This window comes from Faecalicatena fissicatena, assembly GCF_016900595.1.
In the GTDB taxonomy this organism is placed as follows: Bacteria; Bacillota; Clostridia; order Lachnospirales; family Lachnospiraceae; genus Claveliimonas; species Claveliimonas intestinigallinarum.
The window spans coordinates 31,314-55,929 of sequence record NZ_JACLYY010000010.1; the positions used below are offsets into that span (position 1 = coordinate 31,314).

The 24,616-nt window shown below is 53.1% G+C and carries 24 protein-coding genes; 3 read left to right on the plus strand and 21 right to left on the minus strand.

The window, feature by feature from the left end:
- Positions 1 to 2: 2 nt before the first annotated feature.
- The 9 genes from H7U36_RS10695 to tig form a co-directional block, all read right to left on the minus strand.
- Positions 3 to 611, minus strand: coding sequence for a GNAT family N-acetyltransferase (locus tag H7U36_RS10695; protein WP_205156129.1), 609 nt, complete (start codon positions 609 to 611; stop codon positions 3 to 5).
- A gap of 71 nt (positions 612 to 682) precedes the next feature.
- The gene (locus H7U36_RS10700; RefSeq protein WP_205156130.1) at positions 683 to 1,369 is read right to left on the minus strand and encodes a sugar transferase; all 687 of its coding nucleotides are present in this window, start codon (positions 1,367 to 1,369) and stop codon (positions 683 to 685) included.
- A gap of 24 nt (positions 1,370 to 1,393) precedes the next feature.
- Positions 1,394 to 2,611, minus strand: a complete 1,218-nt coding sequence (locus tag H7U36_RS10705; RefSeq protein WP_205156131.1) for a DegT/DnrJ/EryC1/StrS family aminotransferase — start codon at positions 2,609 to 2,611, stop codon at positions 1,394 to 1,396.
- 551 nt (positions 2,612 to 3,162) lie between these two features.
- The gene (locus tag H7U36_RS10710) at positions 3,163 to 3,774 is read right to left on the minus strand and encodes a DegT/DnrJ/EryC1/StrS family aminotransferase (RefSeq protein WP_205156132.1); all 612 of its coding nucleotides are present in this window, start codon (positions 3,772 to 3,774) and stop codon (positions 3,163 to 3,165) included.
- A 61-nt stretch (positions 3,775 to 3,835) separates the two neighbouring features.
- Entirely contained in the window at positions 3,836 to 4,363 is a 528-nt protein-coding gene (locus H7U36_RS10715) for a transcription termination/antitermination NusG family protein (RefSeq protein WP_205156133.1), read from the minus strand.
- A 169-nt stretch (positions 4,364 to 4,532) separates the two neighbouring features.
- Entirely contained in the window at positions 4,533 to 5,039 is a 507-nt protein-coding gene (locus H7U36_RS10720; RefSeq protein WP_205156134.1) for a transcription termination/antitermination NusG family protein, read from the minus strand.
- Between the two features lie 301 nt (positions 5,040 to 5,340).
- Positions 5,341 to 6,318, minus strand: a complete 978-nt coding sequence (locus H7U36_RS10725; RefSeq protein WP_205156135.1) for a tyrosine-type recombinase/integrase — start codon at positions 6,316 to 6,318, stop codon at positions 5,341 to 5,343.
- 94 nt (positions 6,319 to 6,412) lie between these two features.
- Positions 6,413 to 7,564, minus strand: a complete 1,152-nt coding sequence (locus tag H7U36_RS10730; protein ID WP_205156136.1) for a hypothetical protein — start codon at positions 7,562 to 7,564, stop codon at positions 6,413 to 6,415.
- A gap of 262 nt (positions 7,565 to 7,826) precedes the next feature.
- Positions 7,827 to 8,882 (minus strand): trigger factor, encoded by a 1,056-nt coding sequence (gene tig / locus H7U36_RS10735; protein WP_205148864.1) that lies wholly within the window; start codon positions 8,880 to 8,882, stop codon positions 7,827 to 7,829.
- A 226-nt stretch (positions 8,883 to 9,108) separates the two neighbouring features.
- Here tig and H7U36_RS10740 point away from each other — a divergent pair, with 226 nt between their 5' ends.
- Positions 9,109 to 9,552, plus strand: coding sequence for a hypothetical protein (locus tag H7U36_RS10740; protein ID WP_033126027.1), 444 nt, complete (start codon positions 9,109 to 9,111; stop codon positions 9,550 to 9,552).
- 64 nt (positions 9,553 to 9,616) lie between these two features.
- Here H7U36_RS10740 and H7U36_RS10745 read toward each other — a convergent pair whose 3' ends face one another.
- The 12 genes from H7U36_RS10745 to H7U36_RS10800 form a co-directional block, all read right to left on the minus strand.
- The gene (locus tag H7U36_RS10745) at positions 9,617 to 10,093 is read right to left on the minus strand and encodes a YwiB family protein (RefSeq protein WP_033126026.1); all 477 of its coding nucleotides are present in this window, start codon (positions 10,091 to 10,093) and stop codon (positions 9,617 to 9,619) included.
- Entirely contained in the window at positions 10,094 to 11,074 is a 981-nt protein-coding gene (pfkA, locus tag H7U36_RS10750) for a 6-phosphofructokinase (protein ID WP_033126025.1), read from the minus strand.
- Positions 11,075 to 11,143: 69 nt separating this feature from the next.
- Entirely contained in the window at positions 11,144 to 14,620 is a 3,477-nt protein-coding gene (locus tag H7U36_RS10755) for a DNA polymerase III subunit alpha (RefSeq protein WP_205156137.1), read from the minus strand.
- Between the two features lie 81 nt (positions 14,621 to 14,701).
- Complete coding sequence (locus H7U36_RS10760) at positions 14,702 to 14,935, minus strand: hypothetical protein (RefSeq protein WP_033126023.1); 234 nt, start codon at positions 14,933 to 14,935, stop codon at positions 14,702 to 14,704.
- An 84-nt stretch (positions 14,936 to 15,019) separates the two neighbouring features.
- The gene (locus H7U36_RS10765) at positions 15,020 to 15,850 is read right to left on the minus strand and encodes a CvfB family protein (protein WP_033126022.1); all 831 of its coding nucleotides are present in this window, start codon (positions 15,848 to 15,850) and stop codon (positions 15,020 to 15,022) included.
- Positions 15,844 to 16,560: an acyl-[acyl-carrier-protein] thioesterase gene (locus H7U36_RS10770; RefSeq protein ID WP_138302917.1), complete on the minus strand. Its 717-nt coding sequence runs from the start codon at positions 16,558 to 16,560 to the stop codon at positions 15,844 to 15,846. Before H7U36_RS10770 ends, H7U36_RS10765 begins: the two co-directional genes overlap by 7 nt.
- A 1-nt stretch (position 16,561) precedes the next feature.
- On the minus strand, positions 16,562 to 17,749 hold the full coding sequence (locus tag H7U36_RS10775) for a cation diffusion facilitator family transporter (RefSeq protein ID WP_033126020.1): 1,188 nt from the start codon (positions 17,747 to 17,749) through the stop codon (positions 16,562 to 16,564).
- Between the two features lie 67 nt (positions 17,750 to 17,816).
- The gene (gene spoIIR / locus H7U36_RS10780; protein WP_205156138.1) at positions 17,817 to 18,470 is read right to left on the minus strand and encodes a stage II sporulation protein R; all 654 of its coding nucleotides are present in this window, start codon (positions 18,468 to 18,470) and stop codon (positions 17,817 to 17,819) included.
- A 78-nt stretch (positions 18,471 to 18,548) separates the two neighbouring features.
- Positions 18,549 to 19,226, minus strand: a complete 678-nt coding sequence (locus H7U36_RS10785) for a GntR family transcriptional regulator (protein WP_033126018.1) — start codon at positions 19,224 to 19,226, stop codon at positions 18,549 to 18,551.
- Entirely contained in the window at positions 19,227 to 20,102 is an 876-nt protein-coding gene (gene ispE, locus H7U36_RS10790) for a 4-(cytidine 5'-diphospho)-2-C-methyl-D-erythritol kinase (protein WP_205156139.1), read from the minus strand. It lies immediately after the preceding gene.
- Positions 20,103 to 20,134: 32 nt separating this feature from the next.
- The gene (locus H7U36_RS10795; RefSeq protein WP_205156140.1) at positions 20,135 to 21,694 is read right to left on the minus strand and encodes a DUF3794 and LysM peptidoglycan-binding domain-containing protein; all 1,560 of its coding nucleotides are present in this window, start codon (positions 21,692 to 21,694) and stop codon (positions 20,135 to 20,137) included.
- 11 nt (positions 21,695 to 21,705) lie between these two features.
- The gene (locus tag H7U36_RS10800; protein ID WP_052084034.1) at positions 21,706 to 22,116 is read right to left on the minus strand and encodes a protease complex subunit PrcB family protein; all 411 of its coding nucleotides are present in this window, start codon (positions 22,114 to 22,116) and stop codon (positions 21,706 to 21,708) included.
- Between the two features lie 210 nt (positions 22,117 to 22,326).
- Between H7U36_RS10800 and H7U36_RS10805 the strand changes: the two genes are divergently transcribed.
- Together H7U36_RS10805 and H7U36_RS10810 are read left to right on the plus strand one after the other, a co-directional pair.
- A complete protein-coding gene (locus H7U36_RS10805; RefSeq protein ID WP_033126015.1) occupies positions 22,327 to 23,061 on the plus strand; it encodes a lysophospholipid acyltransferase family protein in 735 nt (244 codons plus the stop codon).
- Positions 23,062 to 23,153: 92 nt separating this feature from the next.
- Positions 23,154 to 24,605 carry a nicotinate phosphoribosyltransferase gene (locus tag H7U36_RS10810; protein WP_033126014.1) on the plus strand — a complete coding sequence of 484 codons (1,452 nt, stop codon included), beginning with the start codon at positions 23,154 to 23,156 and terminating at the stop codon, positions 24,603 to 24,605.
- Positions 24,606 to 24,616: the final 11 nt, after the last annotated feature.

Below are 24,616 nucleotides of genomic sequence, written 5' to 3' on the forward strand. Positions count from 1 at the left end.
CACTATTCTCCATAGTATCTATACTCATTCATCTTTCTTTCTTCGGGTGTCACATAACTCCGTGCTAGCTTAAAACCATTTTTCATATAGAACTTATTAACTGCATCGTTATCACAGGCATCTGTCTCGAGATTTATGTACGAATAAATCGCAAAATCCGTAATATCTTTCAATTTATCAATCAATTGGGATCCGATGCCTCTACCCTCAGCCTTGGGATTTACACAGATTGAAGCAAGCTCCACATATGGTTCCTCTTTTTTCGCATCGTCACTTTTCCTAAATGCTCCTAACAACCGTTTAAAAAAAGAAGGGTGTCGAATGACAGCCAACAATGAGCAAAAAGCAAATTGAATCAAACGCCTTTTTAATAAACCTTTATAAAACTTGGAATACTCGTTTGAATAGGCTATGAATCCAGCTAGTTTGCCGTTTATCTCGGCCACAATGATTCCCGAATTATCATCTTCCAGATACCCTTTATAAAGTGTTTTAAGAAAAAGTAATCCTAACTGTGTAAGAAAGAAATCTGGAAATGCAACCATGTGCAATTTTGAAATCTTTTGTATGTAGTCAGTATCAGTCTTATCTAAAACATTAATAGATACCATTGTTGCTCACCTCTGCTCTATCTGATTTCGAGTGTGGAACTCAATAACGCACTTCTGACCGATAAGAAATCTCACAGAATAACTGCCAACACAGTCCTTATCATCGTCACAATCTCACTCCAAAAGCTAAATTTCCTTATGCTCTCAAGGTTGTATTTCATCTTTGCCGGTAAAACTTGTTCTACATATACCTTGTCTACGTCATCAGCTGCGTCTAACAATTCTGCTTCATCCTTATAGTGAATACTGGCTTCAGATGTAATCCCTGCTGGAAGCAGCAGTGTCGCTCTCATTTCTTTTGTGTATTTCTTGACGTACTTAGTCGCCTCCGGCCTAGTGCCCACAAAACTCATGTTTCCACTCAGCACGTCAAACACTTGTGGAAGCTCATCCAATCGGTATTTTCTCAGAAAAGCTCCCGTAGGCGTGATACGGCTGTCACCAGAAACCGTTACTGTAGAGCCAATTTTATCCGCATTTGCAACCATGGTGCGAAACTTGTGTATTCTAAATTTCTTCCCATATGTAGTAATACGCTCCTGACGGTAGAACACACCCCCAGGAGATTCTATGGCAACTTTTATGGCAATGATAAGCATTGGTATCGCAGTAACGATTAAGACACAGACTCCGGCTACAACATCAAATGCTCTTTTCAGTTTTAAACTCAGCTTCTTCTTGGCAAGAATATCGTAGTATTCCCGTACTTCCTCACACTGCATGAACCTTGGGAGGTCATCCCAGTTTCTTAATGTCATCAATCCGTCCTCCCAAGACAATGGTTAGATATACTCCTGAACAATCTCACAATACTTCTCAATCACATACTCCACTTCCTCATCTGTCAGTTTCGTATGCAACGGCAATGTAATCTCATTCTCGAATTGTTTATAAGCATTCGGATAATCCTTAATATCAAAGCCCAGCTTCTTATACGCTGTCATCATTGGAAGCGGCTTATAATGGACATTTGTGGCGATACCAGCTTCAGCCATCTTTACGATAATCTCCTGACGCTGCTCTAATCCAATACCCGGCACTCTTGTAATATACAGATGCCCAGAAGACTGATGATCATCTGTGTAATGGGGAAGCACCTGCACTCCGAGTTTCTTAAACGCCGCATCATATCTGCTTATAATCTCCTTACGCCTTTCCAGTATTCCTTCATACCGGGACAGCTGTGCCAGACCGATTGCTGCCATAATATCTGTCATATTGCACTTATACCAAGGGCCTACAATGTCATATTCCCATGCCCCAAGCTGTGTCTTTGCAAGAGCATCCTTAGACTGTCCGTGGAGACTGTAAAGCTGCGCCTGGTGGTACAGTTCTTCATCATCAATCCCCGGAATATTCCAGGTCAGTGCTCCTCCCTCGGCGGTCGTCAGGTTTTTTACAGCATGGAAGGAGAAGCTTGAAAAATCCGCTATACTGCCTACCATTTTTCCATGCCAGCTTGCCCCGAACGCATGAGCAGCATCAGAACAAATCGCTACTCTGCCGAGTGCTTCCTGTACAGCACTCGTTGCTTTAAACAGATTCTTTTTATTCTCCACAATGGCAAAAATCTGATTATAATCACATGGAATTCCGCCAAGGTCAACCGGAATGATAGCCTTTGTGTGTTCGTTAATCGCCTTCTCCAAAGCCTCATAATCCATTTCCAGTGAATCTGACTGAGAGTCAATCAGCACCAACTTTGCTCCGACATGACATACAACAGATGCCGATGCGGTATATGTATAGGCCGGTACAATCACCTCATCAGATGAACTGCCTCCATTCTGTTCTCCGATGCCCAAAAGCCGGAGTGCCATTTCTGCACAAGCCGTCTGCGAATTCAAACACACAGCTTTATTTACATGGCAGTATTCAGCAATCTGGCGCTCAAATTCTTTTGTTTTCGGTCCTGTGGTAATCCATCCTGACCGGATTGCTTCAGAGGCTCCCTGTGCTTCCAGCTCCGTCATATCTGGCGGTGAAAATGGTATTTTCATTACGATTACCTTCCTTTCCTATGTGGTTATAAATGTGGTCTAAAATCCAATGCTATGTATAGAAACTGCCCAGAGGGGCAGTCTCTTGATTTCTACTTTTAAGTCTTCTTCTGTGGTCATTTTTTACTGTGATAATCAGTTACTTCTCCACCCATTTCCCCGGAAATGGTCTATTTGAGACACTTATCTTCATCATCCAACGGAGAATGCCTCTTCTATACACTTATACCGCTCTCATCTTGGCTCACCCCATCTTTGAGACGTTCATTTTTGTAATAACTATACAAAAACATCTCTCTAAACCACCCATTTTAAGCACTTTCCTTGTGCAATATCAATAAAGCCTCAGAAATCATGTTCTTTCTCATTCCGCTCGGAACTCGTCTTTTCGAGACATTCCTACACTTCTCATCCAACGGTTCAACCCATCTCGTATACGCTTATACATCTCATCCATCGGCTGAACATCTCTTAGATACGCACATTTTTGTAATAAATCAACAAAAACAGCTTCATTCTCACCCATTTTCACCCTCATTTTTGTCTATTTATTACAAATCAATTCTCTCCCTTTCCGTCTCAAAGACGTTGACTGCATGGAATGAAAAGCTGGTAAAATCTGCAATCTCCCCGCACATTTTCCAGTCACCGTCCATCTTTCTCCTAGCTCCAAAAACGTAGGCTGCATCTGTCACTACAGCTCCCCTTCCAAATGCTTCCTGTATGAGGCCGTTCGGATGAAATTTATTTTTCTGCCGGTTCGTGATTTTATATAGCTTCTCGTAATCGCACACAACGCCTCCCAGATCAACCAAGATAATGGCCTTCGCTCTTTCGATGACAGCATTTCCCAAAAGCTCGTAGTCCATCTCATAACTGTCCTTCTGCACATCCACCAGTACCAGCTTTTCCCCTACATAGCACACCGAACTGGCTGATGCCGTAAATGTATAGGCGGATGTAATGACCTCATCCCCCGGCCCTATTCCCTGCAGGCGCAGGATGGATGCAAGACAGGCGGTAGCTGAGTTCAGACACACGGCCTTGTTTGTATGGCAGTACTGCGCTATCTCTTTAATCTCTTCCTCCCCACATCCGGCGGGCTGAATGGTACATTCCTCATCTATATCTTCTCCTATCTCCGTTTTACTCTTATGGTTCATATACCCCGTTTTGGTAATACGTTCATATACTAAAAAGCAGCCGGCAGATGTCCCGACTCTCTCAGTCGTCATCTACCAGCTTATCTTCTTCCAGTCTGATCCCAAATAAGATGTTTCTCTTCTCTCCCAGAAGCTCCCTCTCTATCAGCACATAGCGCTTGCGAATCCTCTGCCTGACGATATGGGATAGATACAGTCCTACCGGTCCGTCTGCGCTGATGATCTTCCTGTCAGCATCCAGCTGCACAAGGGATCTTCTCACCACATGCTGTCTGTCCTGGATTTCTTCCAGGAATCGCTGCTCTTCCTCCGACACTGCCAGAAATGTCTCTCCCTCCTCTTTCAGGAGTTTTGTCAGCTTGGGGACTCCCTTCAGCTCCATGTACATCTCCTTTGGTTTGTCCGTGTCCACAAAGAGATAGCCTGGGAACATGGCTGCGAGATGTATCTGCCATCCATCCCCCTCTTTCCTGGCGCACTCCCTTTTTATATAGAAGCATTCCCTATAGAAATCCTCAGAAATCATTTCCTTGATCATGCAGACAAGCGCTTCTTCACTGCCTGTCGTTGTCTGTATCACATACCACATATCGCTTCATGCAGCCCCTTTTTGGGTATGCTCCGCCATATCCGCAATTTCAAAAAATTCCGGACTGCTGCCACATACCACTATCACAAAAATCTCCATTCCCCATGGCACTGACCACAGACAATGGCTCTGATCTTCGTATTTTTCTGATTGATCGAGTTCCTGTTCTTCAACTCTTGGATGTGATCTCCAGGCCCGCCCGCACCGGACCTTCCATCCCCTGTACCGGCGATGCAATGTCTGCAAGTCGCTTATGCCTGTCGATCCTCCGTATCCGTCTTTCCATCCCCACAAGCGGTCCTTCCGTTATGTGGGTGATCCCATTGCGGATATAGCCCTGTGACATTGCCAGGTGATGCTCTCTGCCGCACAGACTGCGGAGGAGCTCTTCTTCCTCCGGCTGTACCTTCAGCAGCAGTCTGTCATTTTCCAGGACAGACACCACGCCGCGGTACGGCTCAAGCGCCTCTGACAGCTCATCCGGCTTTTCCGTCTCCAGGAAAATGTAGCCCGGAAACATGGATCTGGTCTCTGTGTGCCAGCTACCCTCATAGCGGCGCATTCTCTCGTATGTAAATGTAAAAACATCTCGCAGCACCTGGCCGGATATATTTCTCCGGCAGGATTCCATGATCTGCTCTGTCTTTTCGGACTGGCATCTGAGTATGCACCACATAAAATCACTCCTGTTTTTCGTAGATTAATCAGCTCTACGAAACCGAAGCTATTATAACGCATTTTTTTTTATAATTCAACAGGGAACCTTTGCCGGTGTATTAAGTTTGTGTAAGATTACAGGGCGTTTTCCCTGCTTTTTTCACGATACAGGGCAAATTTGATCAATTTATTTCTGCATTTCATATTATTTTATTCCCATTTTTCTCACCTGCTTTTCGTAGAGCTGATTAATCTACGAAAAAGCCATTGCCTGACAGATGAAGAGTTACTCTTCACCGGCCAGGCAATGGCTTTTTACTTTAGTACAGCACCTGAAGTCTGCCCATATTCTCCCGCTTGCGCTCTATGGAGGAGTGGACATATCTGTTCAGGGTGATATTTACGTTGGCATGCCCCAGGATCTCGCTGAGCGTCTTCACATCAAATCCACTCTCAATGCACCGGGTGGCAAAGGTGTGCCGGAGGGCATGGTAGTTGATGTCCGGCATGTGACATTCTCTCAGGTACCGCTTAAACACGTTTTCCATTGTCCTGGGCTCTATGAACCGGTCCGGCCGCCCGGTAAGGACATAGGCGTTGTCCGGTACATCTTCTGAAAAAGCGAGAAGCCTTCCAAAAAGCGGCTGCGGGATGGGGATGTCCCGCAGGGATTTACCGCTCTTGGGAGCTGTCACTATGATCTTGGTCCTTTTCCCGCCGTGCGCCTCCGGATCCTGGATGCGCTGCATGGTAAGCCGCACCTGGAGCACCGCCTCCTCATAGCGGATATGCTCCCGCCTGAGGGCGCAGACCTCGCCGATCCGCAGCCCCATGTAGAGGCTGAGAAGAACCCCTGTCTTTAAAAGCCCCTCGTCCTGGAAGAGAAAGGCTCCCAGCGCTCTCTGCTCCTCCCTGTCCAGTATCCGGATCTGTCTCTCCCTCTGGCGCAGCCGTATCAGCTCAAACCGGCAGGGGATCTCATAGCCCAGCTGCACGGCAAAGCCGCATACCTCCTTCAGGACCGCCAGTATATCCTTCACCGTCTTCTCCGCCAGACCGCCCCTGTGATCCCTGCGCCCTTCCAGCAGCTTGCTCCGGACAAAGCAATCCACCCGCTCTGTGGAGATCTCTGTGACATACAGTTCTCCAAGCTCCGGTAAAATGTGATTTTTAAGCAGGTTCCCGTACTTGATGTAGGAGGATTCCTTGATCCTCTTTCTGACATTTTCCAGCCAAAAGGCCGCTATGTGGGCCAGCTCCTGCCGGCGCAGCGCAGACATGTCTCTTTTGTTCTCCATTGATCTAACCGTCCTCTCGTTTTTGTAAAAATTATATCGGACGGTTTAGCGGGATTCTATTCCGTGTGTCTCTGTACGTTTTCAGCCCCGTTTTTCAATCATCCGCCTCTATCCAATTTTCTATCCAGATAGAGTTCAGAAGATCATTTGCCCCGTAGCCCAGCCGCAGCCTGTGCCCGTACTCTTCTCCCAAAAGGTGATAGGTATATTCTGTCTCATAATCTCCCAGCTCATTTATCTCATCCGGTCTCCCGTATTGCTCTGTCATCTGTTCTTTCCCGGACCAGGACAGGATCAGCTCTCCGGGAAGGAACACATCGATCCCCTCGTATTCCAGATTGTCATTGCTCAGGGAAATCACATCTGCCATGCAGTCCTGCGCAGGGGCCTCGTGGTCCGCCGTATTGCGGACAAACACTGTGATGGTCTGTCCGCTGCCGTTGACAAGGTGGATCAGGGGATGGTCTTCAAAGCGGCTCTCCCAGGGGGCGAAAATAGATGCGACCATTGTATTTGCCTCCTCCTGACTCACAAAATTCCAGCCCTTCTCCCGCAGCCTGCTGACTGCCACGGGCACTGTAAACACATCCTGTCCGATCTGGATCTGAAAGCTTTCAGGGTTGTCCGAGAGCTCCGGGCTGATCCTGTCCTGATAGGCCGCTCGGTCAAGATTTTCCTTGTAATCCAGTTCCATCACCACATCTGTGTGGGGAAGATAGTCAATTTTCATGATCACTCCCGGATTTTCCTCCAGCAGCTCTTTTCCTTGCCTGTACGTGGATCTGTTTACCTGAAAACGCACCTCTTTTCCCTCTGCGCTGATCCCTTCCACATAGTAATGATCTGTGTCTTCACCAGTGCTCACATCATAGCTGAGCTGGCGCACATAGGCGCCTTCCGGCGCCATCAGATAGGGAATGTCTCGTATAGGTGCCTGCAGCAGCCAGATCACCAGAAGCAGGCACACCGCCACTCCCAGGGCCATGAGGGCGGTGCGGACTATGCTCCGTCCCTTCTGCTTGTTTGCGTTCATCTCCCGAACAACAATGTACGCCGCTGCGGACAGAGCCGCAAAGGATACTCCAAGCCTCCAGGCCCAGGTGGAAATGTAACCGGAAATTCCCTCTTTTCCTCCCAGGAACCCCGAGACACCTGTGGAAAGTCCTGCTGCCAGGCACACGACGGTTATGATCAGTGCGATCAGGGCAACCGGGTGCTCTCTCATAAATCTGCTGTCTTTGTGCATAATAACCCTCCTGTCTGCTCTCATTATAGCAAGCAAACAGGAGGGTTATTGTTAAATCTGGGTAAATACTGTCTGTAGCTTCAGGCTGTTCTCTCCCAATCTCCATACAGAGCCTCTTCCATTGAATATTTTTGACACATGTGCCAAATTTATTAATTACAATATACTGTCAAGCAGTACTTTATGCCTGGAAGTATAAAAAAGGCAGAGCCACGCCCTGCCTGAAAATCTCTTTGTCTGTAGCCTGACCCGGCCCTTCCATCTACTCCGCCGAGTCATTGACCACCTGTATGCAGTTGTCCGCCAGCCACTCCTGCACGATCTGCTGGAGCACCATGTCCTTCAGGTCATCCTCTGAGGCCGCCTGCTTCAGCGCGTCCACATCCTCAAAGCCGTAGGACTCTGCCAGCTCCTGGAAATGCTCCTCGTACTCCTCATCTGTAGGCGTCAGCTTCTCCTTATCCGCGATGGCCTCGGCGACATACTTCTGCTTGATAGACTGCTGAGCTGCCTCCTCCGCCTGCTTTTCAAAGCTGGCCACATCCGTGTTCATCTGGCTTGAGATAAAGTCCTCGTAGGTCATGCCGTAGGACTCTGCCGCGTCCTTGTACTGCTGAATGAGCTGATCCTTGATCTCGTTCACCTCATCCTCCGGATACTTCTCTACCTCTGCCTTCTCAAGAACCGCGTCCCAGGCCTCTGCCTGCAGGCTGTAGTCGTAGTTGTCCTTTGCGGACTCCTCCAGAGTTTTCTTGACTTCCTCTCTGTACTCGTCCACTGTCGTTGACTCATCAGACACGGTCTTCACAAAGTCATCGTTTACCTCGGGAAGGGTGCTGATAGAGTTGACTGTGATGGTAAATGTCACCGGCTTGCCGGAGAAATCCGGGTTTCCAGTATAGGGATCCGGAAACTGACCGTTCCAGTCAAAGGTCTCTCCCACATTGTGCCCGATGATGCTGTCCTCAAATCCATCGATAAACTGGCCGGAGCCGATGGTCAGATCATAGCCCTGACCGGAGCCGCCGTCGAACTCCTGTCCGTCCATCTTGCCCACAAAGTCAATGTTGGCAATGTCTCCCTCCTGGACAGGGCGGTCTGTCACCTCCTGGGCATTCTGCTGCTGAACAGAGGCTATATAGTTGTCAATATCCTCGTCTGTCACTTCCTCCTGATCTGCCACCTTGTCCACTTCTATCCCTTTGTAGCCGCCGACAGTCACATAGTCATTTGACGCCTGGTTGCTGCCGGAGCATCCTGCCAGCGCGGCGGAGCATACCAGCATGCCGGCCAGTAAAAGCGCTGCTTTTCTTTTCATGTCTACACCTCTTAATCGTTTATGATTTCTTCCGTACCCTGTCTTTCATCTTTACCGGATACTCGTATCAGTATAGCACATCCCGCTTTTGAATAAAAGTAAGTTTATGCTTTTTTCATTGTCTTTCCCCGCAAAAGGCCAAATCTCTCCAAGAAAAACATTGCGCAACCCCCTAAACAATGTTAAAATATACTGTGCGATTATTACATAGTGAGGAGGTTTCCCCGTGAATACATTGACGATTGTTTTGTTAGTAATTCTGGTCGTTTTGATCATTGCGTGTATCGTGCTGTACTTCCTCGGCAGAAAGGCGGAGAGGAGACAGGCTGAGCAGCAGGAGCAGCTGGACGCCGCGGCACAGACAGTTACCATGCTTATCATTGACAAGCGTACCATGCGCCTGAGAGACGCAGGCTTTCCTTCCATCGTGCTGGAAAACACACCCAAGTATCTGCGCCGGTCCAAGGTGCCGGTTGTGAAGGCAAAGGTTGGGCCAAAGATCATGACGCTGATGTGCGACTCAAAGGTGTATCCCCTGATTCCCGTGAAAAAGGAAGTCAAGGCAACCGTGAGCGGCATCTATATCACAGCGGTGAGAGGCCTGCGCGGTCCTCTGGAAGCGCCCCCGAAGAAGAAGGGCTTTATCGCCAGGCTTCGGGACAAAATATAGTACGTATCATGTATAGTGAGGCAAAAAAACTCCAGGCTGAAAGGCCTGGAGTTTTTTTCTGGTTTTATATCTGCTCCGGGGCAGAACCCTGCGCCGGCTGTGCCGGCTGCACCGGGCGGATGGTCACATCTATCTCACAATCGGACAGGGGCTCGCTGTTGATGTCCAGGGCGTAGCTGATGTGTACGTCGATCCTGTCCTCTGACACCTCGGTGGTGATATCTCTCGTGTGGATGCCCACCATCATTTCCCCGTAAGGCGTCTCGTAGGCGGTCATGTTCATCCTGCCCTTCTCAAACACCATCCGGGCGTTGGCGATCCCGCTTTTGCGCACCTCGAACAGGCTGTCGCCTATGATCTTGATCGTATTTTTGACCGTGCCGGGCACGCCCTCCACGACCTCGTCGTAGAGTACGTAGTGCCTGTCATTCTTCAGATAATAGGCGGCCGGAGTGATGATCTCCACCGGCTCGCCCTCCCCGTTCTCCTCCCCTGCACCGAAGTGGAGTCCGGAAATACTGATCAATACATCCTTTGTCATTTACAGTGCCAGCTCTCTCGCGATCTCATACTGATAAGCAGGAATCTGTTTCTGCATGTTCAGCGCCTCGTTGATATCAAAGTCTACATACTCGCCGCCTTTGTATCCAACTACGCGGTTGCTCTTGCCCTCAATCAGAAGATCTACTGCCTTCGCGCCCATGATGGAAGCGTACACACGATCCTTACATGTGGGGCTTCCGCCGCGCTGCATGTGTCCCAGGATGGTGGCTCTTGTCTCCATGCCTGTGGCCGCCTCAATTCTCTTGGCCAGCTCAATGGAGCCGCCGATTCCCTCCGCGTTGATGATGATATAGTTCTTCTTTCCGCGCTTTCTGCACTCCTGGATGTCCGCGATGATCGCGGCCTCATCAAAGTCGTGCTCCTCGGGAAGAAGGATCCTCTCAGCGCCGTTGGCGATACCGCACCACAGGGCCAGCCATCCGGCGTCTCTTCCCATAACCTCGATGATGGAGCATCTCTCGTGGGATGTGGAAGTATCTCTTACCTTGTCAATAGCCTCCATAGCTGTGTTTACAGCTGTGTCAAATCCAATCGTATATTCTGTACAGGCGATGTCCAGGTCGATGGTTCCCGGGATACCGATGGTGTTGATCCCCAGGTTTGCCAGCTTCTGAGCGCCCGCGAAGGAGCCGTCTCCTCCGATGACTACCAGGCCGTCAATGCCGTATTTCTTACAGATAGCCGCAGCCTTCTGCTGTCCCTCCTCTGTGCGCATCTCCTCACAGCGGGCTGTCTGCAGAATGGTGCCTCCTCTCTGGATCGTGTCGGATACATCTCTCGCAGTCAGGTCTATGATCTCTTCATCCAGAAGTCCCTGATATCCCTTGCGGATACCCCTTACCTTTAAGCCTTTCCCTAAAGCTGTCCTCACTACCGCACGGATCGCAGCGTTCATTCCAGGGGCGTCACCGCCGCTTGTCAAAACTCCGATCGTACGAATTACCTTCTTCTCTGCCATGATTTTTCCTCCATTTGTCGTGTATTCATAATCTGGATCTTTCTCTTATTCTTTACCATTCTACATTATCTACCTTATGCTTTCAATGGGTTTTTCTACAACTTTTACACAACTTTCTCCGAAATAATTCGTCAATCTGCTCAGTATTCCAGGCTCAATATAAATATTTTTTCCGGCCGGAAGACGCTTCACCGCCTTCTCCGCCCGGCAGTAAATAACCACCGAGTCGTCCCCGTCGGAGGCCCGGAGCATGTCAAAGAGATGCTCTTCGTCCTCCATGTAGGAGGCTTTGTCCTTATACTGGATCCACAGCTCCTTCTTCGTCTGCTCAAAAGGCACCACGCTCTCGCAGATGAGCTTGCTGGGGGCGTCGTCCTCCTCGGACACTCTGCCCCGGATAAACACCTTGTCATCCTGCCCCAGCATCCGCTGGTATTTCTCGTAATCCCGGGGAAATACGACGATCTCCACCGTGCCCGCCAGATCCTCCAGAGTTAGGAAGGCCATCATCTTATTGTTTTTCGTGTGCTTGATGGTCTTTGCCGTGATCATGCCGCCCACTGTCTCCCTGGCGCCGTCCCGGACCTTGGAGCGGCTGGTAGAGTCATCGATCTGAAAGTCCAGGGTGGTTCTGGAAATATTTTTCTTCCACTTCTCCTCGTAGTCCTCCAGGGGATGGCCGGTCAGATACACGCCACTGACCTCCTTCTCAAAGGCCAGCTTTGTCTCCTTGTCATACTCGCCCACGTCCGGGAGGGGAATGTCAAACTCCTTCTTCTGCTCATCATCCACCAGGTCAAAAAGGGACATCTGACCGGTCATGGAGTATTTTCTCTCCTGGTTCACCTGGTCCAGGATCTGCACGTAGATGGCCATGAACTGCCGCCTTGTGCCTCCCAGCCCGTCAAAGGCCCCCGCCTTGATGAAGTTCTCGATGGTGCGCCTGTTCACGTCCTTTCCGGACATTCTCTCGATGAAATCCTTCAGGCTGCGGAAGAGGCCGTTTTGTTCCCTCTCCTCGATGATGGAGTGGATCACCGGCTTCCCGATGCTCTTGATAGCTGCCAGGCCATACCGGATATTGCCTCCGTCCACAGAGAAATTGCCCTCGCCCTTGTTGATGTCAGGGGGCAGGATGTCAATGCCCATCTGGCGGCAGCTGTAAATATATTCTGCCACCTTGGATGGATTTTCAATCACGGATGTCATGAGAGCCGCCATAAATTCCACCGGGTAGTAGTACTTCAGCCAGGCGGTCTGGTAGGAGACCACCGCGTAGGCCGCCGCGTGGGACTTGTTGAAGGCGTATTTTGCGAAATCAATCATCTCGTCGTAAATCTTGTTGGCCGTCTTCTCATCTATGCCATTGTTCACACAGCCGGGCACTCCCTCCTCCGGGTTGCCATAGACAAAGTTCTGCCGCTCCTTCTGCATCACATCTCCCTTTTTCTTGGACATGGCGCGGCGCAGAAGGTCGCTTCGTCCCAGGGTGTAGCCGGCCAGATCCCGGACGATCTGCATAACCTGCTCCTGGTAGACAATGCACCCGTAGGTGGGTGCCAGGATCGGCTCCAGCTGGGGGCAGTCGTAGGTGATCAGCTCCGGGTTGTTTTTTCCCCTGATATACTGGGGGATAAAGTCCATGGGGCCGGGCCGGTACAGGGAAATCCCGGCAATGATATCCTCCAGGCTCTGGGGCTTCAGCTCCTTCATGAAGCCCTTCATCCCGGTGCTCTCAAGCTGGAACACGCCGTCTGTCTTTCCCGTGCCGATGGAGTCCAGCACCTCCTTGTCATTGTAGTCGATGCTGTGTATGTCAATCTCTTTTCCTGTGCTCTTCTGGGCCAGCTCCACCGCGTTCTGGATCACCGTCAGGGTCCGAAGGCCCAGGAAATCCATTTTCAGAAGGCCCAGCTCCTCCAGGGTAGTCATAGTGAACTGGGTGGTCACGGAGCCGTCAGAGCCAAGAGACAGGGGCACGTACTCGTCCACCGCCTTCTGGCTGATGACCACGCCGGCCGCGTGCATGGAGGTGTGCCTTGGCAGTCCCTCCAGCCTCTTGGACATGTCCACAAGCTCCCGCACCTGGCTGTCCTCCTCGTACAGCTTCTTCAGCTCCGGATTCATGGCAAGGGCCTTATCCAGGGTGATGTTCAGCTCTGTGGGAACCATTTTCGCAATAGTGTCCACAAAGGCGTAGGGCAGATCCATGACCCTGCCCACATCCCTAAGGACGCCCCGGGCCGCCAGAGTACCGAAGGTGACGATCTGCACCACCCGGTCAGGGCCGTACTTGCGCACCACATAGTCGATGACCTCCTGCCTTCTCTCAAAGCAGAAGTCCACGTCAATATCCGGCATGGACACACGCTCCGGGTTGAGGAACCTCTCAAAGAGGAGCTGGTACCGGATGGGGTCGATGCTGGTGATGCCCAGGCAGTAGGCCACAATGCTGCCGGCAGCGGATCCGCGGCCGGGCCCCACCATAATGTCGTTGTCCCTGGCGTATTTGATAAAGTCCCACACAATGAGGAAATAGTCCACGTAGCCCATGTCGTGGATGACGGACAGCTCGTATTTCAGCCGCTCCTTCAGCTCCTCTGTGACAGGGCTATACCTCTCCTCCAGCCCTTTGTGGCACAGTTCATTTAAGTATTCCCAGGAGGTGTATCCCTCCGGCACATCGTACTTGGGCAGCTTGGTCACGCCGAACTCGATCTCCACATTGCATCGGTCCGCGATCTTCTGGGTGTTCTCCAGAGCCTCCAGGGCGTAGGGGAAGAGTCCCCTCATCTCCTCCTCGGACTTGATGTAGTACTGGCCGCCCTCGTAGCGCATCCGGTCCTCGTCCGCCAGCTTTTTCCCTGTCTGGAGGCAGAGGAGGATATCGTGGGGCTTCACGTCGTCCGCATAGGTGTAATGGACGTCGTTGGTAGCCACCAGCTGGATCCCCGTCTCCCGGCTCATGCGCACAAGAGCCTGGTTCACCATCTGCTGCTGGGACATGCCGTGATCCTGGAGCTCCAGGAAAAAATTGCCCTTTCCAAAGATTTTCTCATACCGCAGGGCCGCCTCCTTGGCCTCCTCATAGAGTCCCTGCACGATATTTCTGGCCACTTCCCCCGCCAGGCAGGCGCTGAGGGCGATAATCCCCTCGTGAAACTCCTGAAGGAGCTCCATGTCCACCCTGGGCTTGTAGTAGTAGCCCTCCGTAAATCCTCGGGAGACCAGCTTCATCAGGTTATGGTAGCCGGTGTCATTTTCCGCCAGCAGCACAAGGTGGTAGTACCTGCTCTCGCTGTTGCCTCTGGCCTCCTTGTCAAAGCGGGAGCCGGGGGCCACATACACCTCGCACCCAAGCACCGGCTTGATTCCAGCCGCCTTGGCCGCCTTGTAAAAGTCGATCACGCCGTACATGACGCCGTGATCCGTGATGGCCACGCTGTCCATGCCCAGCTCCTTCACCCGGGAGATACATTCCTTTATTTTATTGGATCCGTCCAGCAGACTGTACTCTGTGTGGACGTGCAGATGCGCAAAACTCATATAAAAAGCCTCCCTTTCAGACGTGGTACTTGGAAATATTGTACTACGTTTGAAAGGGAGGCGCAAGAATTCTGTGTTTCACTACCCGTTGATCATAAAGCTGACCAGTCTGTCAATATCCTCTTTCTCGTATGCGATGATCTCCAGCTCCGGGATCTCGCCGTTGGAGAATATGTTGGCCATGGACACGTACTGAGACAGCTTGGACTTCAGATTCAGTCTGTCTCCCTCACCTGTCACCAGCTCCACTCTTCCCTTGCAGTCGTCAACGACCTTAAAAAACTTATCGATATCGGTAATATTCTGTACTTTCATGCTCTTTGTTCCTTTCTCTCAGATTCATATATGGGTACTGCCCGCAAGCGGACACCCCTGCTCACTCACCATTATAACCTCATCTCACCGGATTGCAATGGTTTTTTCTCGGATCTCGATTTTTCCCTCCTTGAGCAGGCGTCCCACCGCCCTCTTGAAGGCGTTCTTGCCAAAGCCGAACTCCGCCCGGATCAGCTCCGGATCCGCCTTGTCCGTGAAGGGGAGCTCCCCGCCGTTTGCCAACAGCTTTTCCATGACAGCCTCCGCGTCCCTGTCCATCTGGATAAAGGCCTTCTCCCGCAGGCTTAAGTCCAGCTTGCCGTCAGGCTTCACGTCCGTCACACGGGCCTCGACGCGGTCTCCCACTTTATATTTTCCCGCGGCCTCCCTCTTGGGGATGAGGGCGCAGTACCGGTCGTCCACAGCCACGAAAAGGCCGAAGTTCAGGCTCTTCTCGTAGATGATGCCAGTGACTCTGTCATCCTTTTTGTAGGGGGATCTCTTTTCCAGCTTATCGTACACCTTCATAGTGGCGCACAGCCTTCCGCTCTTGTCCACATAGAGACTGACAAGACAGGCGTCCCCCTTCCTCACCTTTGCCGTCTGCTGCTTAAAGGGGAGAAAGAGATCCTTCTCCAGCCCCCAGTCCAGAAAGGCCCCGATGGGAGCGGTATCCTTTACCGTCAGCAGCTTCACCTCACCGAGCTGGATCTTCGGTTCATGAGTGGTGGCAATGATCCGGTCCTGTGAGTCCCGGTAGAGAAATACCTCTATCTTGTCTCCCAGCCGGGTTCCTGCGGGCACCTGCTTTCTGGGAAGCAGCACCCTTTCCTCATCTGTCCCCAGATACACGCCGAACTCCGTCTGCTTCACCACAGTCAGCGTCTGTTTTTTCCCTAATTCTTTTTCTAACATCTCTTTTCTCCTGTCAGCTCCACAACTGCGTACGGCTTTCCCTCCGCACTGCACAGCTCCACAACTGTCCTTTCTTCTTCCCTTGCCGTCCTGGGACAGATCATGTCCCCCAGCACAGCTGATCTTTTGTATTCTACCCGCACCTGCCTCACAAGCATCTCCTCACGCAGCGCCTCCAGGGCCATCTGCACATACTGGCAGTTGTTGACATGCTCGTTTGTGTCAATGTGATATTTACGCACCGGGAACGCGCTTCCCTCCTCCAGCTTTTGTGGGAGCCGGATCTTTCTCGGCGCGTACTCCATCTCCAGAGGCGCCTCCGTGCCGTATTTTTCTATATCCTCCGGCTGGGGCTTCACCGGGCGCCCCTTCTCCAGGTCCATAAAGGCCCAGATGGAGTTGGCGCAGGCTGCCCTCTCCCCCTTCTCGTCCCACATGCAGAAATTTCTGTAGCCGTACAGGCCGTTGAACTCCGTGGCCCAGGTGGCCGCCCGGATGCGCTCGCCGATCCTTGGATACCGGTCCACAACGATCTGCCAGGATGTGAGCACCCAGGCTCTCTTCTTCTCTTTCAGATAGTCGATCCCAAGGCCCACATCCTCTGAGTGGAAAATACTGCAGTCCTGAAAATAATTGATGATCCCCGGAAGGGTAATGGTCTCGTGGTGGTCTGCCTCACTGAACCTCACCCTGCTGTCAAATGCATACATATTACTCGTCCTCTCCCTGTGCTATGTAGCTCTTTTCTGTAGTGATCACGCACTGATATCTGTGGTCGATCTGCTGGAGTGCTTTTCTCACCTTTTTTGTCAGTTCCTTTTCTTCTTCCTTCGTGTAGCGGTAGGGAACCACCATGTCGAAGATCACATTGGCTCTCTCCTTTCCCTCCACCACCCGAAGGTCATGGATGGAGACCTCCGGATCGATACTGCTCACCGTCTCCTGCACCTGCCTCTTCACGAGCAGGATCTTCTCGTCCTTCGTCTCCACCGGATCCATATGGATGACGAGGAAGACGCCCAGCTCTCTCACTGCGTCCCTCTCGATGCGGTCAATGATCTCATGGGAGGTCTCTATGTCCACATCGTTGGGCACCTCGGCGTGGATGGAAGCCATGTTCCGTCCGGGGCCGTAGTTATGTACGATCAGGTCATGGCTTCCCACGATCCCGTCATAGCTCTCCACAAAGCCGGATATCTTCTTGTAGTCCGCCGGGTCGATGGCCTCCCCCAGGAGGGGCTTCAGGGTATCCCGGGCAATGCCGATGCCGGCCCACATGACGACAAGGGACACGCACAGTCCGATGAAGCCGTCAATGTTCCACCCTGTAAAGCTGAAGAACAGGAGGGAAAAGACCGTGGCCGACGTGGTGATGACATCCCCGATGGCGTCCGCCGCCGTGGCCAGCATCACCTTGGAGTCGATCCGTTTTCCCAGCTTCCTGTTAAAGAAGCTCATCCACAGCTTGACGCAGATGGACAGCAGCAGGATCAGCACGGACACCATGCTGAACTCCATGTGCTGGGGCTCCCGTATCCTGCCGATGGCGTCCTTGAAAAAGGTAAAGCCCACTTCAATGACAAGGAAGGAGACTACCAGAGCCGTTATGTACTCCATCCGTCCGTGGCCAAAGGGGTGTTCGCTGTCCGCCGGCTTTCCCGCCATCTTCACGCCGATCAGGCCGATAACCGATGAGGCCGCGTCGGACAGGTTGTTGAAGGCGTCCGCTGTGACGGAGATGCTGTGCATCAGAAGGCCGATCACAGCCTTGGCCGCAAATAGCAGCACATTGCAGAAGATGCCCACCACCGACGCCAGCGTGCCATACTGGGTGCGGACGGACACCTTCTCTGTCTGCTCATAGTCTTTTACAAAATGTCTGATCAAAAATTCTGTCATGTCTTTTTCCTCTCAAGTATGCTCTTTTGTGCGCCGCGTCTGTCCCGCGATCCAAAGGTCTGCCGCTCTAGTCCCGGTCTCCGAAGAAGAACCATCTGATCCTGAAATCTGAGTACGCCGTGATCATGTCGTACTCGTCTTCCCCCAGGACGCGGCCCAGCTCCTCCTTCTCCTCCTCGGGCACATGGGCTGTCACCGCATCCGTAAAGCAGAGAGACGGGTAGAGGCAGCACCACCAGTTGTGCCCCTGTCCCGCTCCGATGAGGATCCGAAGCGCCGTGTACTCCCCAGCCGGAAAGGTAACGTCCCCGTAGGTCTTCTCCGGGAAATAATCCCGGACAAGCTCAGCCCGGACAGGGTCAGAGCACCCATCCTCCCGGAGCCTCTCCTCCGCGGTCTGCTCCAGGCTGTCCAGGTTCTCCCGGACCCAGGAGCAGGTCTCCTCCAGGTCCGCATCCAGGGGCATGGCCTCTTCCATGTAAGCAAGGAGCGCCTCCTTCACCTCCAGCTTCCTCTGCTGATCCTCCGGGCTGTCGCTGTCAGCCAGCACGTGGAAGCGGAGCACCTCCCGGCTCAGCTCCTGTCCCGCTCTCCGGGCCCTGGCCTCCACCAGCATCCCCCTCTGCACAAGAAGGAGCCCTGTCAGCAGAGCCCCGCATATGAGGGCAATGCCAAGACAGATGGCCTCCTTCTTTCTTCTATTCCGGTTCCTGTTTCTCATACTATGTACCTCCTGACTGTCCCCTCGGGGATCTATCAGGAGTCTTCACAGTTTTTTTGGTCTTTATGCAGGGCTCCTCTATTTTTTCGTCCGGATGGTATCCATCACGGCCTCCACCTGATTGTCCACGTGCTGGCACACCACCTGCACCGCCCGGTCCTTCTGGCCGCTCTCAATGGTCTCGATGATCTCCTCGTGCTCGTCGATGAGCTGCTGATGGAAATCCGACCGCTTCAGATACTCCACTCTGTACCGGTACATCTGCTCTCTCAGGTTATTCAGGAGCTGGATCAGCTTCTGATTGTCTGTAGCCATGTAGATGACGTCGTGAAACTTCACGTCCGCCTCCGCAATGCGGGTGATATCCCCGTCCTTCAAGGACTCCTTAAACTCCTCCGCGGCGTCCTTCAGATCCTGGATCTGCTCGTCTGTGATCTTCTCGCACACCAGCTCCACTGCCAGCTCCTCCAGAGCCCGGCGCACCTCCAGCACATCCCGCAGGCTCTTCTCTGTGATCTCGGCCACCTCAGCCCCCTTCCTGGGGATCATCAGCACAAGTCCCTCCAGCTCCAGCTTCCGGATGGCCTCGCGGATGGGGGTCCGGCTGACCCCCAGCTTGTTGGCGAGCTGGATCTCCATGAGCCTTTCCCCGGGCTTGAGCTCCCCCCGCAAAATGGCCTGCCGCAGTGTGTTGAATACCACGTCCCGCAGCGGCAGGTACTCATTCATACTGACTTCAAAATTCGGTTCCTTCATTTATTTCCTCCTGACATTGTGTACATTTGTGACATAGGCCTGCTTCACAGGCGTCTGTCTCTTCAGTCTGGCCGCCGCTGCCCTGGCCCTGCCCCGGGAAGTAAAGATCCCGAATACAGTGGGGCCGCTTCCGCTCATCATGGCGTTCAGGGCGCCGGCCCCGATCATCACGTCCTTGATCCTTTGCAGCACCGGATGCTCCTCCAGCATGACCTGCTCCAGCACATTTCCCATGCTGCCGGCCACCTGCTGCAGATCCCCCTCCTGAAGTCCCGCAAGGATCCCGTCGATATCCGGATGGCTCTTAATGCCCTCTCTGTCAATCTTCTCGTACACGGTCCTGGTGGACGCCGAGAGGGGCGGCTTGGCGATCAACACGTAGCATTTGGGCAGAGGGGGAAGGGGCGTCAGGATCTCGCCGATCCCCTCCGCAAGGACTGTCCCCCGCATAATGCAGTAGGGCACATCTGCCCCCAGCGTCACGCCTCTCTCCTTCAGTCCCTCCTCGGAGAGTCCCAGGCCAAACATCCGGTTCATGCCGAAAAGCACCGCCGCCGCGTTGGAGCTTCCCCCCGCCATTCCGGCCGCCACCGGGATGTGCTTCTCCAGGGTGATCCGGATCCCCTCCCGGATCCCAAACTCGCCGCGCAGGAGCTCCGCCGCCTTGTAGGCGATATTGTTTTCATTGACCGGCAGATAGGACAGATTTGTAGAAATTTCAATGCCCGGCTCCCGCGTCTTCTCCAGGGTCACACGGTCGTAGAGATAGACCGTCTGCATGACCATCCTGACATCGTGGTAGCCGTTTCCCCTCCGGCCCAGAATGTCAAGTCCCAGATTGATCTTCCCCAGTGCTTTCAACTCCAGTTTATCCATTGTACTCTCCTTGTATCTTGTATACAGTGTACTTACAGTATACCCATGTTTGCCTTAAAAATCAATAACCTCTCTCCCGCTCTCAGGGGTCCGTCCTTCAGGTCGTTGACCTCCCTTATGCCATCCTCCGTAGTGTTGTACCGCCGTGCCAGATCCCACAGCGTATCCCCTTCCTTCACAATATAGCCTACGATGCCGGGCGCGTTTTCCAGCTCCTTCGGATCCACCGGCTGCTCGCTCACATCCAGGATGTTCTCCACTTTCTCGGGCCTTCGCAGGAATACCTGGAAGGACAGGGCCGCCTTCACCTCCGCCTCCCCGCTTCCCAGCAGGCTGACAGAGAGCTGCTCCAGGCTGCCCTCTATGTCGCAGCGCATCTCATCCGACGCGCCGCCGCACTCGATGGAGTGGGAGAAGGGCACCATGCCCTGCCAGATCCCAAAGGGCTGCTCGTCGTCCGCCCGCACGTAGAGGAAGGTGACGTTCAGCACCCCCTCCGCAAGGATTTCCCCGCCCTGCATCTGGGCCGGCTCCATCTGCAGAAAGCCGCTGCTGTGGCAGATCTGGAGCGTCCCCTCCCGGATCTCCGGCAGGCTCAGCTGCTCCGTCAGCCTGCACTTTGAGTGATTCTGCATGACAAGGCTCTCCAGAACCGTCTCCTCCCGCTCGGGAATCAGCCGCCGCCCCGGCGCGTACAGATCCTCCAGGATCCGGATCTTCTCCTCCCGGTAGACGCAGCAGCGCACCTCCAGGGACGCCTCCACCCCGAAGATGCGCACCTCCCCGTCCTCGTCCAGCCTGGCCTCGATGCTGTCCTCCCCCAGGGCGGCGTACACGCAGTGGTACATCTCCTCCTCCGCCCCGTCGCAGGACAGCCGTCCCTCGAAGGGCACGCTCTGCTCCACCCACTCAGTCTTCATATTCTGGGACTCGTAGAGGCAGAAGATCTGCAGCTCTCCCCGCAGCACAAGGCCTCCCTCCTCCAGCCTGGTATCCAGCTTCCTAAGGGCGCTCTCCCCCAGGAGGAGGCTGCCGATGTTCTCCTTGGCCGCGGGCAGGTGAATCTCCTCCTTGATGCGGTATACATCCTTCTGCACGCCGCACAGCTCCAGGATCTCCTTCTCCGAGAACTTTTTGTAGAGAGGAGACTCATCCTCCATGTCCGTGGTGATCTGCTCCTCAGACACCCCCTCAGACCCGATCTCCAGTTCCACGGAGGCCTTCAGGTTCATTTTCCGGGAATTGATCAGGGTCACGCTGACCTCCGCCGTGGCTCCCCTGGCAAAAAGCTGGTCCTGGGGCTCCTCCTCCATGTAGACCATCTCCTCAAAGGGCAGCCTGCCAGCCAGAGAGGAGAGCTGATCCGCCCCTCCCTCTGTCTCGTAGAGGATCTGGTAGGCCAGCCTGCCTGTCACTCTGGCGTAGTGCTCCGCCGGGCGTATCTCGTCCACATGGATCCGACCGCTGCTGTACACCACCCGGGAGGCATCGTATTTGGCCTCCGGTATGTTGATATCCTCATCTACATAAAACTGATCTGTCACACCAGGTCCGATCCGGCCTGCCCGGACCGTCTTTTTGATCTGCTCCATTTTGCTCCTCCTTACATTTCCCACAAAATTCTTTTTTCCGTATAGCCTGTCGCCAATGCCGTCCAGGGGCAGTCCGCCTCCTGCGCCACCTCCTCCCCCTCATCCGGACCTGTCAGGCAGGTGCGGATGAAGACTGCGTCCTCCGTCTCATACACTTCCTCGATCTGGATACTGTAGCCAGCGCTCTCCTGCTCCCCATACCCCAGAGCTATGTACAGCCGCTGCCCGTCCCCGTATGCCGCGAGGAAAGGCTCTGCCTTCTCCTCCTCTATCTTCTGCCTCAGGGTCTCCGGCAGATCCGGGCCGCAGGCCGTCTCGTACTCCAGATCCCCCTTTTTGTCCATGTCTGCCCGCCGGGCGCCGCACCCGGAGAGCAGGAGGGCTGCCACGGCAAATATGCACAGTATCCTCCGTCCCTTCATATATTCACCATATAGATTTTCTCTCTATTATCATACACGCCACCCCTTTGAAAAATGACATTTTTATGGTAAGATGCTTATGGTATGATGCCAGAGTAGAATTGTAGAAATGCGCGGCACGGAACAATCCGCAGGCATCGCAGCTGGGGTTTTGGCCCCAACATCATGATAGATGCAAAATGATAGATACAAAGGAGAGGCTTCTGGATTATGATAAGATTTATTGCCATTGTGATCGTACTTTTCGTTTATCTCATCGTCGGCATACCGGTTCTCATCGTGGAACATTTTGTCGGTCTGGTGAACCGGAGGGCGAAGGATTACTCCTGCCTGCGGATGGTGCAGTGGACCTTCCGGCTGATGCTGAAGATCGCGGGCGTGAAGGTGACGGTTATCGGGGAGGAAAACGTGCCCGACGAGCCAGTCCTTTATATAGGAAACCACAGGAGCTATTTTGACATCCTGCTGACCTACTCCAGGTGCAGACGGCTGACCGGGTATGTGGCGAAAAAGGAGATGCTCCGCTACCCTCTCCTGCGGGACTGGATGAAAAATCTCTACTGCCTCTTCCTGGACAGGAGCACCCCCAAGGAGGGGCTCAAGACTATCCTGCAGGCCATCGACTATGTGAAGAACGGCATCTCCATCTGCATCTTCCCTGAGGGCACAAGGAACAAGGGGGCGGAGCTGTCCATGCTGCCCTTCAAGGACGGAGCCCTGAAGATTGCGGAGAAGACCGGCTGCGCCGTCATCCCCATGTCCATGAACAACACACAGGCCATCTTCGAGGGACACCTTCCCTTTGTGAGAAAGACCCACGTGGTGCTGGAGTACGGAAAGCCCATCTACCCGAACCAGCTTGATAAGCAGACGCGGCGGCATCTGGGGGACTACTGCCAGAACATCATTCAGGAGACTATCATAAAAAACCAGTCCCTCGTTTAATTTTTACTTTGTTTTTACTTTTTATGCCCAGGGTGCTATAATTGGGATAACTTTTTCAGATACAAATGCAAAGGAGTTTAAAAAAGAGAACAATGAGCAGACACGATTTGACCCTGCTGACGGACTTCTACGAGCTTACCATGATGCAGGGATATTACGAAAAAGGACAGAACGAGACCGTCATCTTCGATGTGTTCTTCCGCCAAAACCCCAACAACGGAGGCTACTCCATCTGCGCGGGCCTGGACCAGGTCATTGAGTACGTAAAAAATCTGAATTTCACATACGAGGACGTGGACTATCTGCGCAGCCTTGGCATGTTCAGCGAGGATTTCCTCCACTATTTGAGCGGCTTCCACTTTACAGGAGATATCTACGCCATCCCCGAGGGGACGGTCATCTTCCCCAAGGAGCCCATCCTGAAGGTGATTGCCCCCATCATGGAGGCCCAGCTTGTGGAGACAGCCATCCTCAACATTCTGAATCACCAGTGTCTCATCGCCACAAAGGCCTCCCGCGTCGTGTTCGCAGCGGGCGGAGACGGCATCATGGAATTCGGCCTGCGCCGGGCACAGGGCCCTGACGCAGGGCTCTACGGCGCCCGGGCTGCCATCATCGGCGGCTGTATCGGCACCTCCAACGTGCTGGCCGGCCAGCGCTTTGACGTGCCTGTTCTCGGCACTCACGCCCACAGCTGGATCATGAGCTTCCCGGACGAGTACACGGCCTTTAAGAATTACGCGCAGCTCTACCCGGACAACTGCATCCTCCTTGTGGACACCTACGACACATTGAAATCCGGCGTTCCCAACGCTATCCGCGTATTTACGGAGATGCGGGACGCGGGGATTTCCATGAAAAAGTACGGTATCCGCCTGGACAGCGGCGATCTGGCCTACCTGTCCAAGAAGGCCAGGACCATGCTGGACGAGGCGGGCTTTACAGACGCAGTGATCTCCGCGTCAAACGATCTGGATGAGTACCTGCTCCACGACCTGAAGATGCAGCAGGCGGCTATCACCTCCTGGGGTGTGGGCACCAACCTGATCACCTCAAAGGACTGCCCCTCCTTCGGCGGCGTCTACAAGCTGGCGGCCATCCAGGATGAATCTGGACAGTTTGTACCTAAGATCAAGATTTCCGAGAACACGGAGAAGATCACCAACCCGGGAAACAAGACGGTTCTGCGCATTTACGACAAGCCCACAGGGAAGGTCCGGGCAGACCTGATCTGCTTCGCGGACGAGACCTACGACACAGAAAAGGATCTTCTTATCTTCGACCCCATCGACACATGGAAGAAGACAAAGCTGCCGGGCGGCTCCTACACCATGCGGGAGATCCTTGTGCCCATTTTCCGAAATGGAGAGTGCGTGTACCAGTCGCCCTCCGTCATGGAGATAGCGGAATACTGCAAGCAGGAGAAAAAGACCCTGTGGGAGGAGACAAAGCGTCTCTTCTACCCCCATCAGGTCTACGTGGATCTGTCTGACAGACTCTACGAGGTGAAGAAATCTCTGCTTGATCAGATGGATATGGATTAATTGGTTTTATT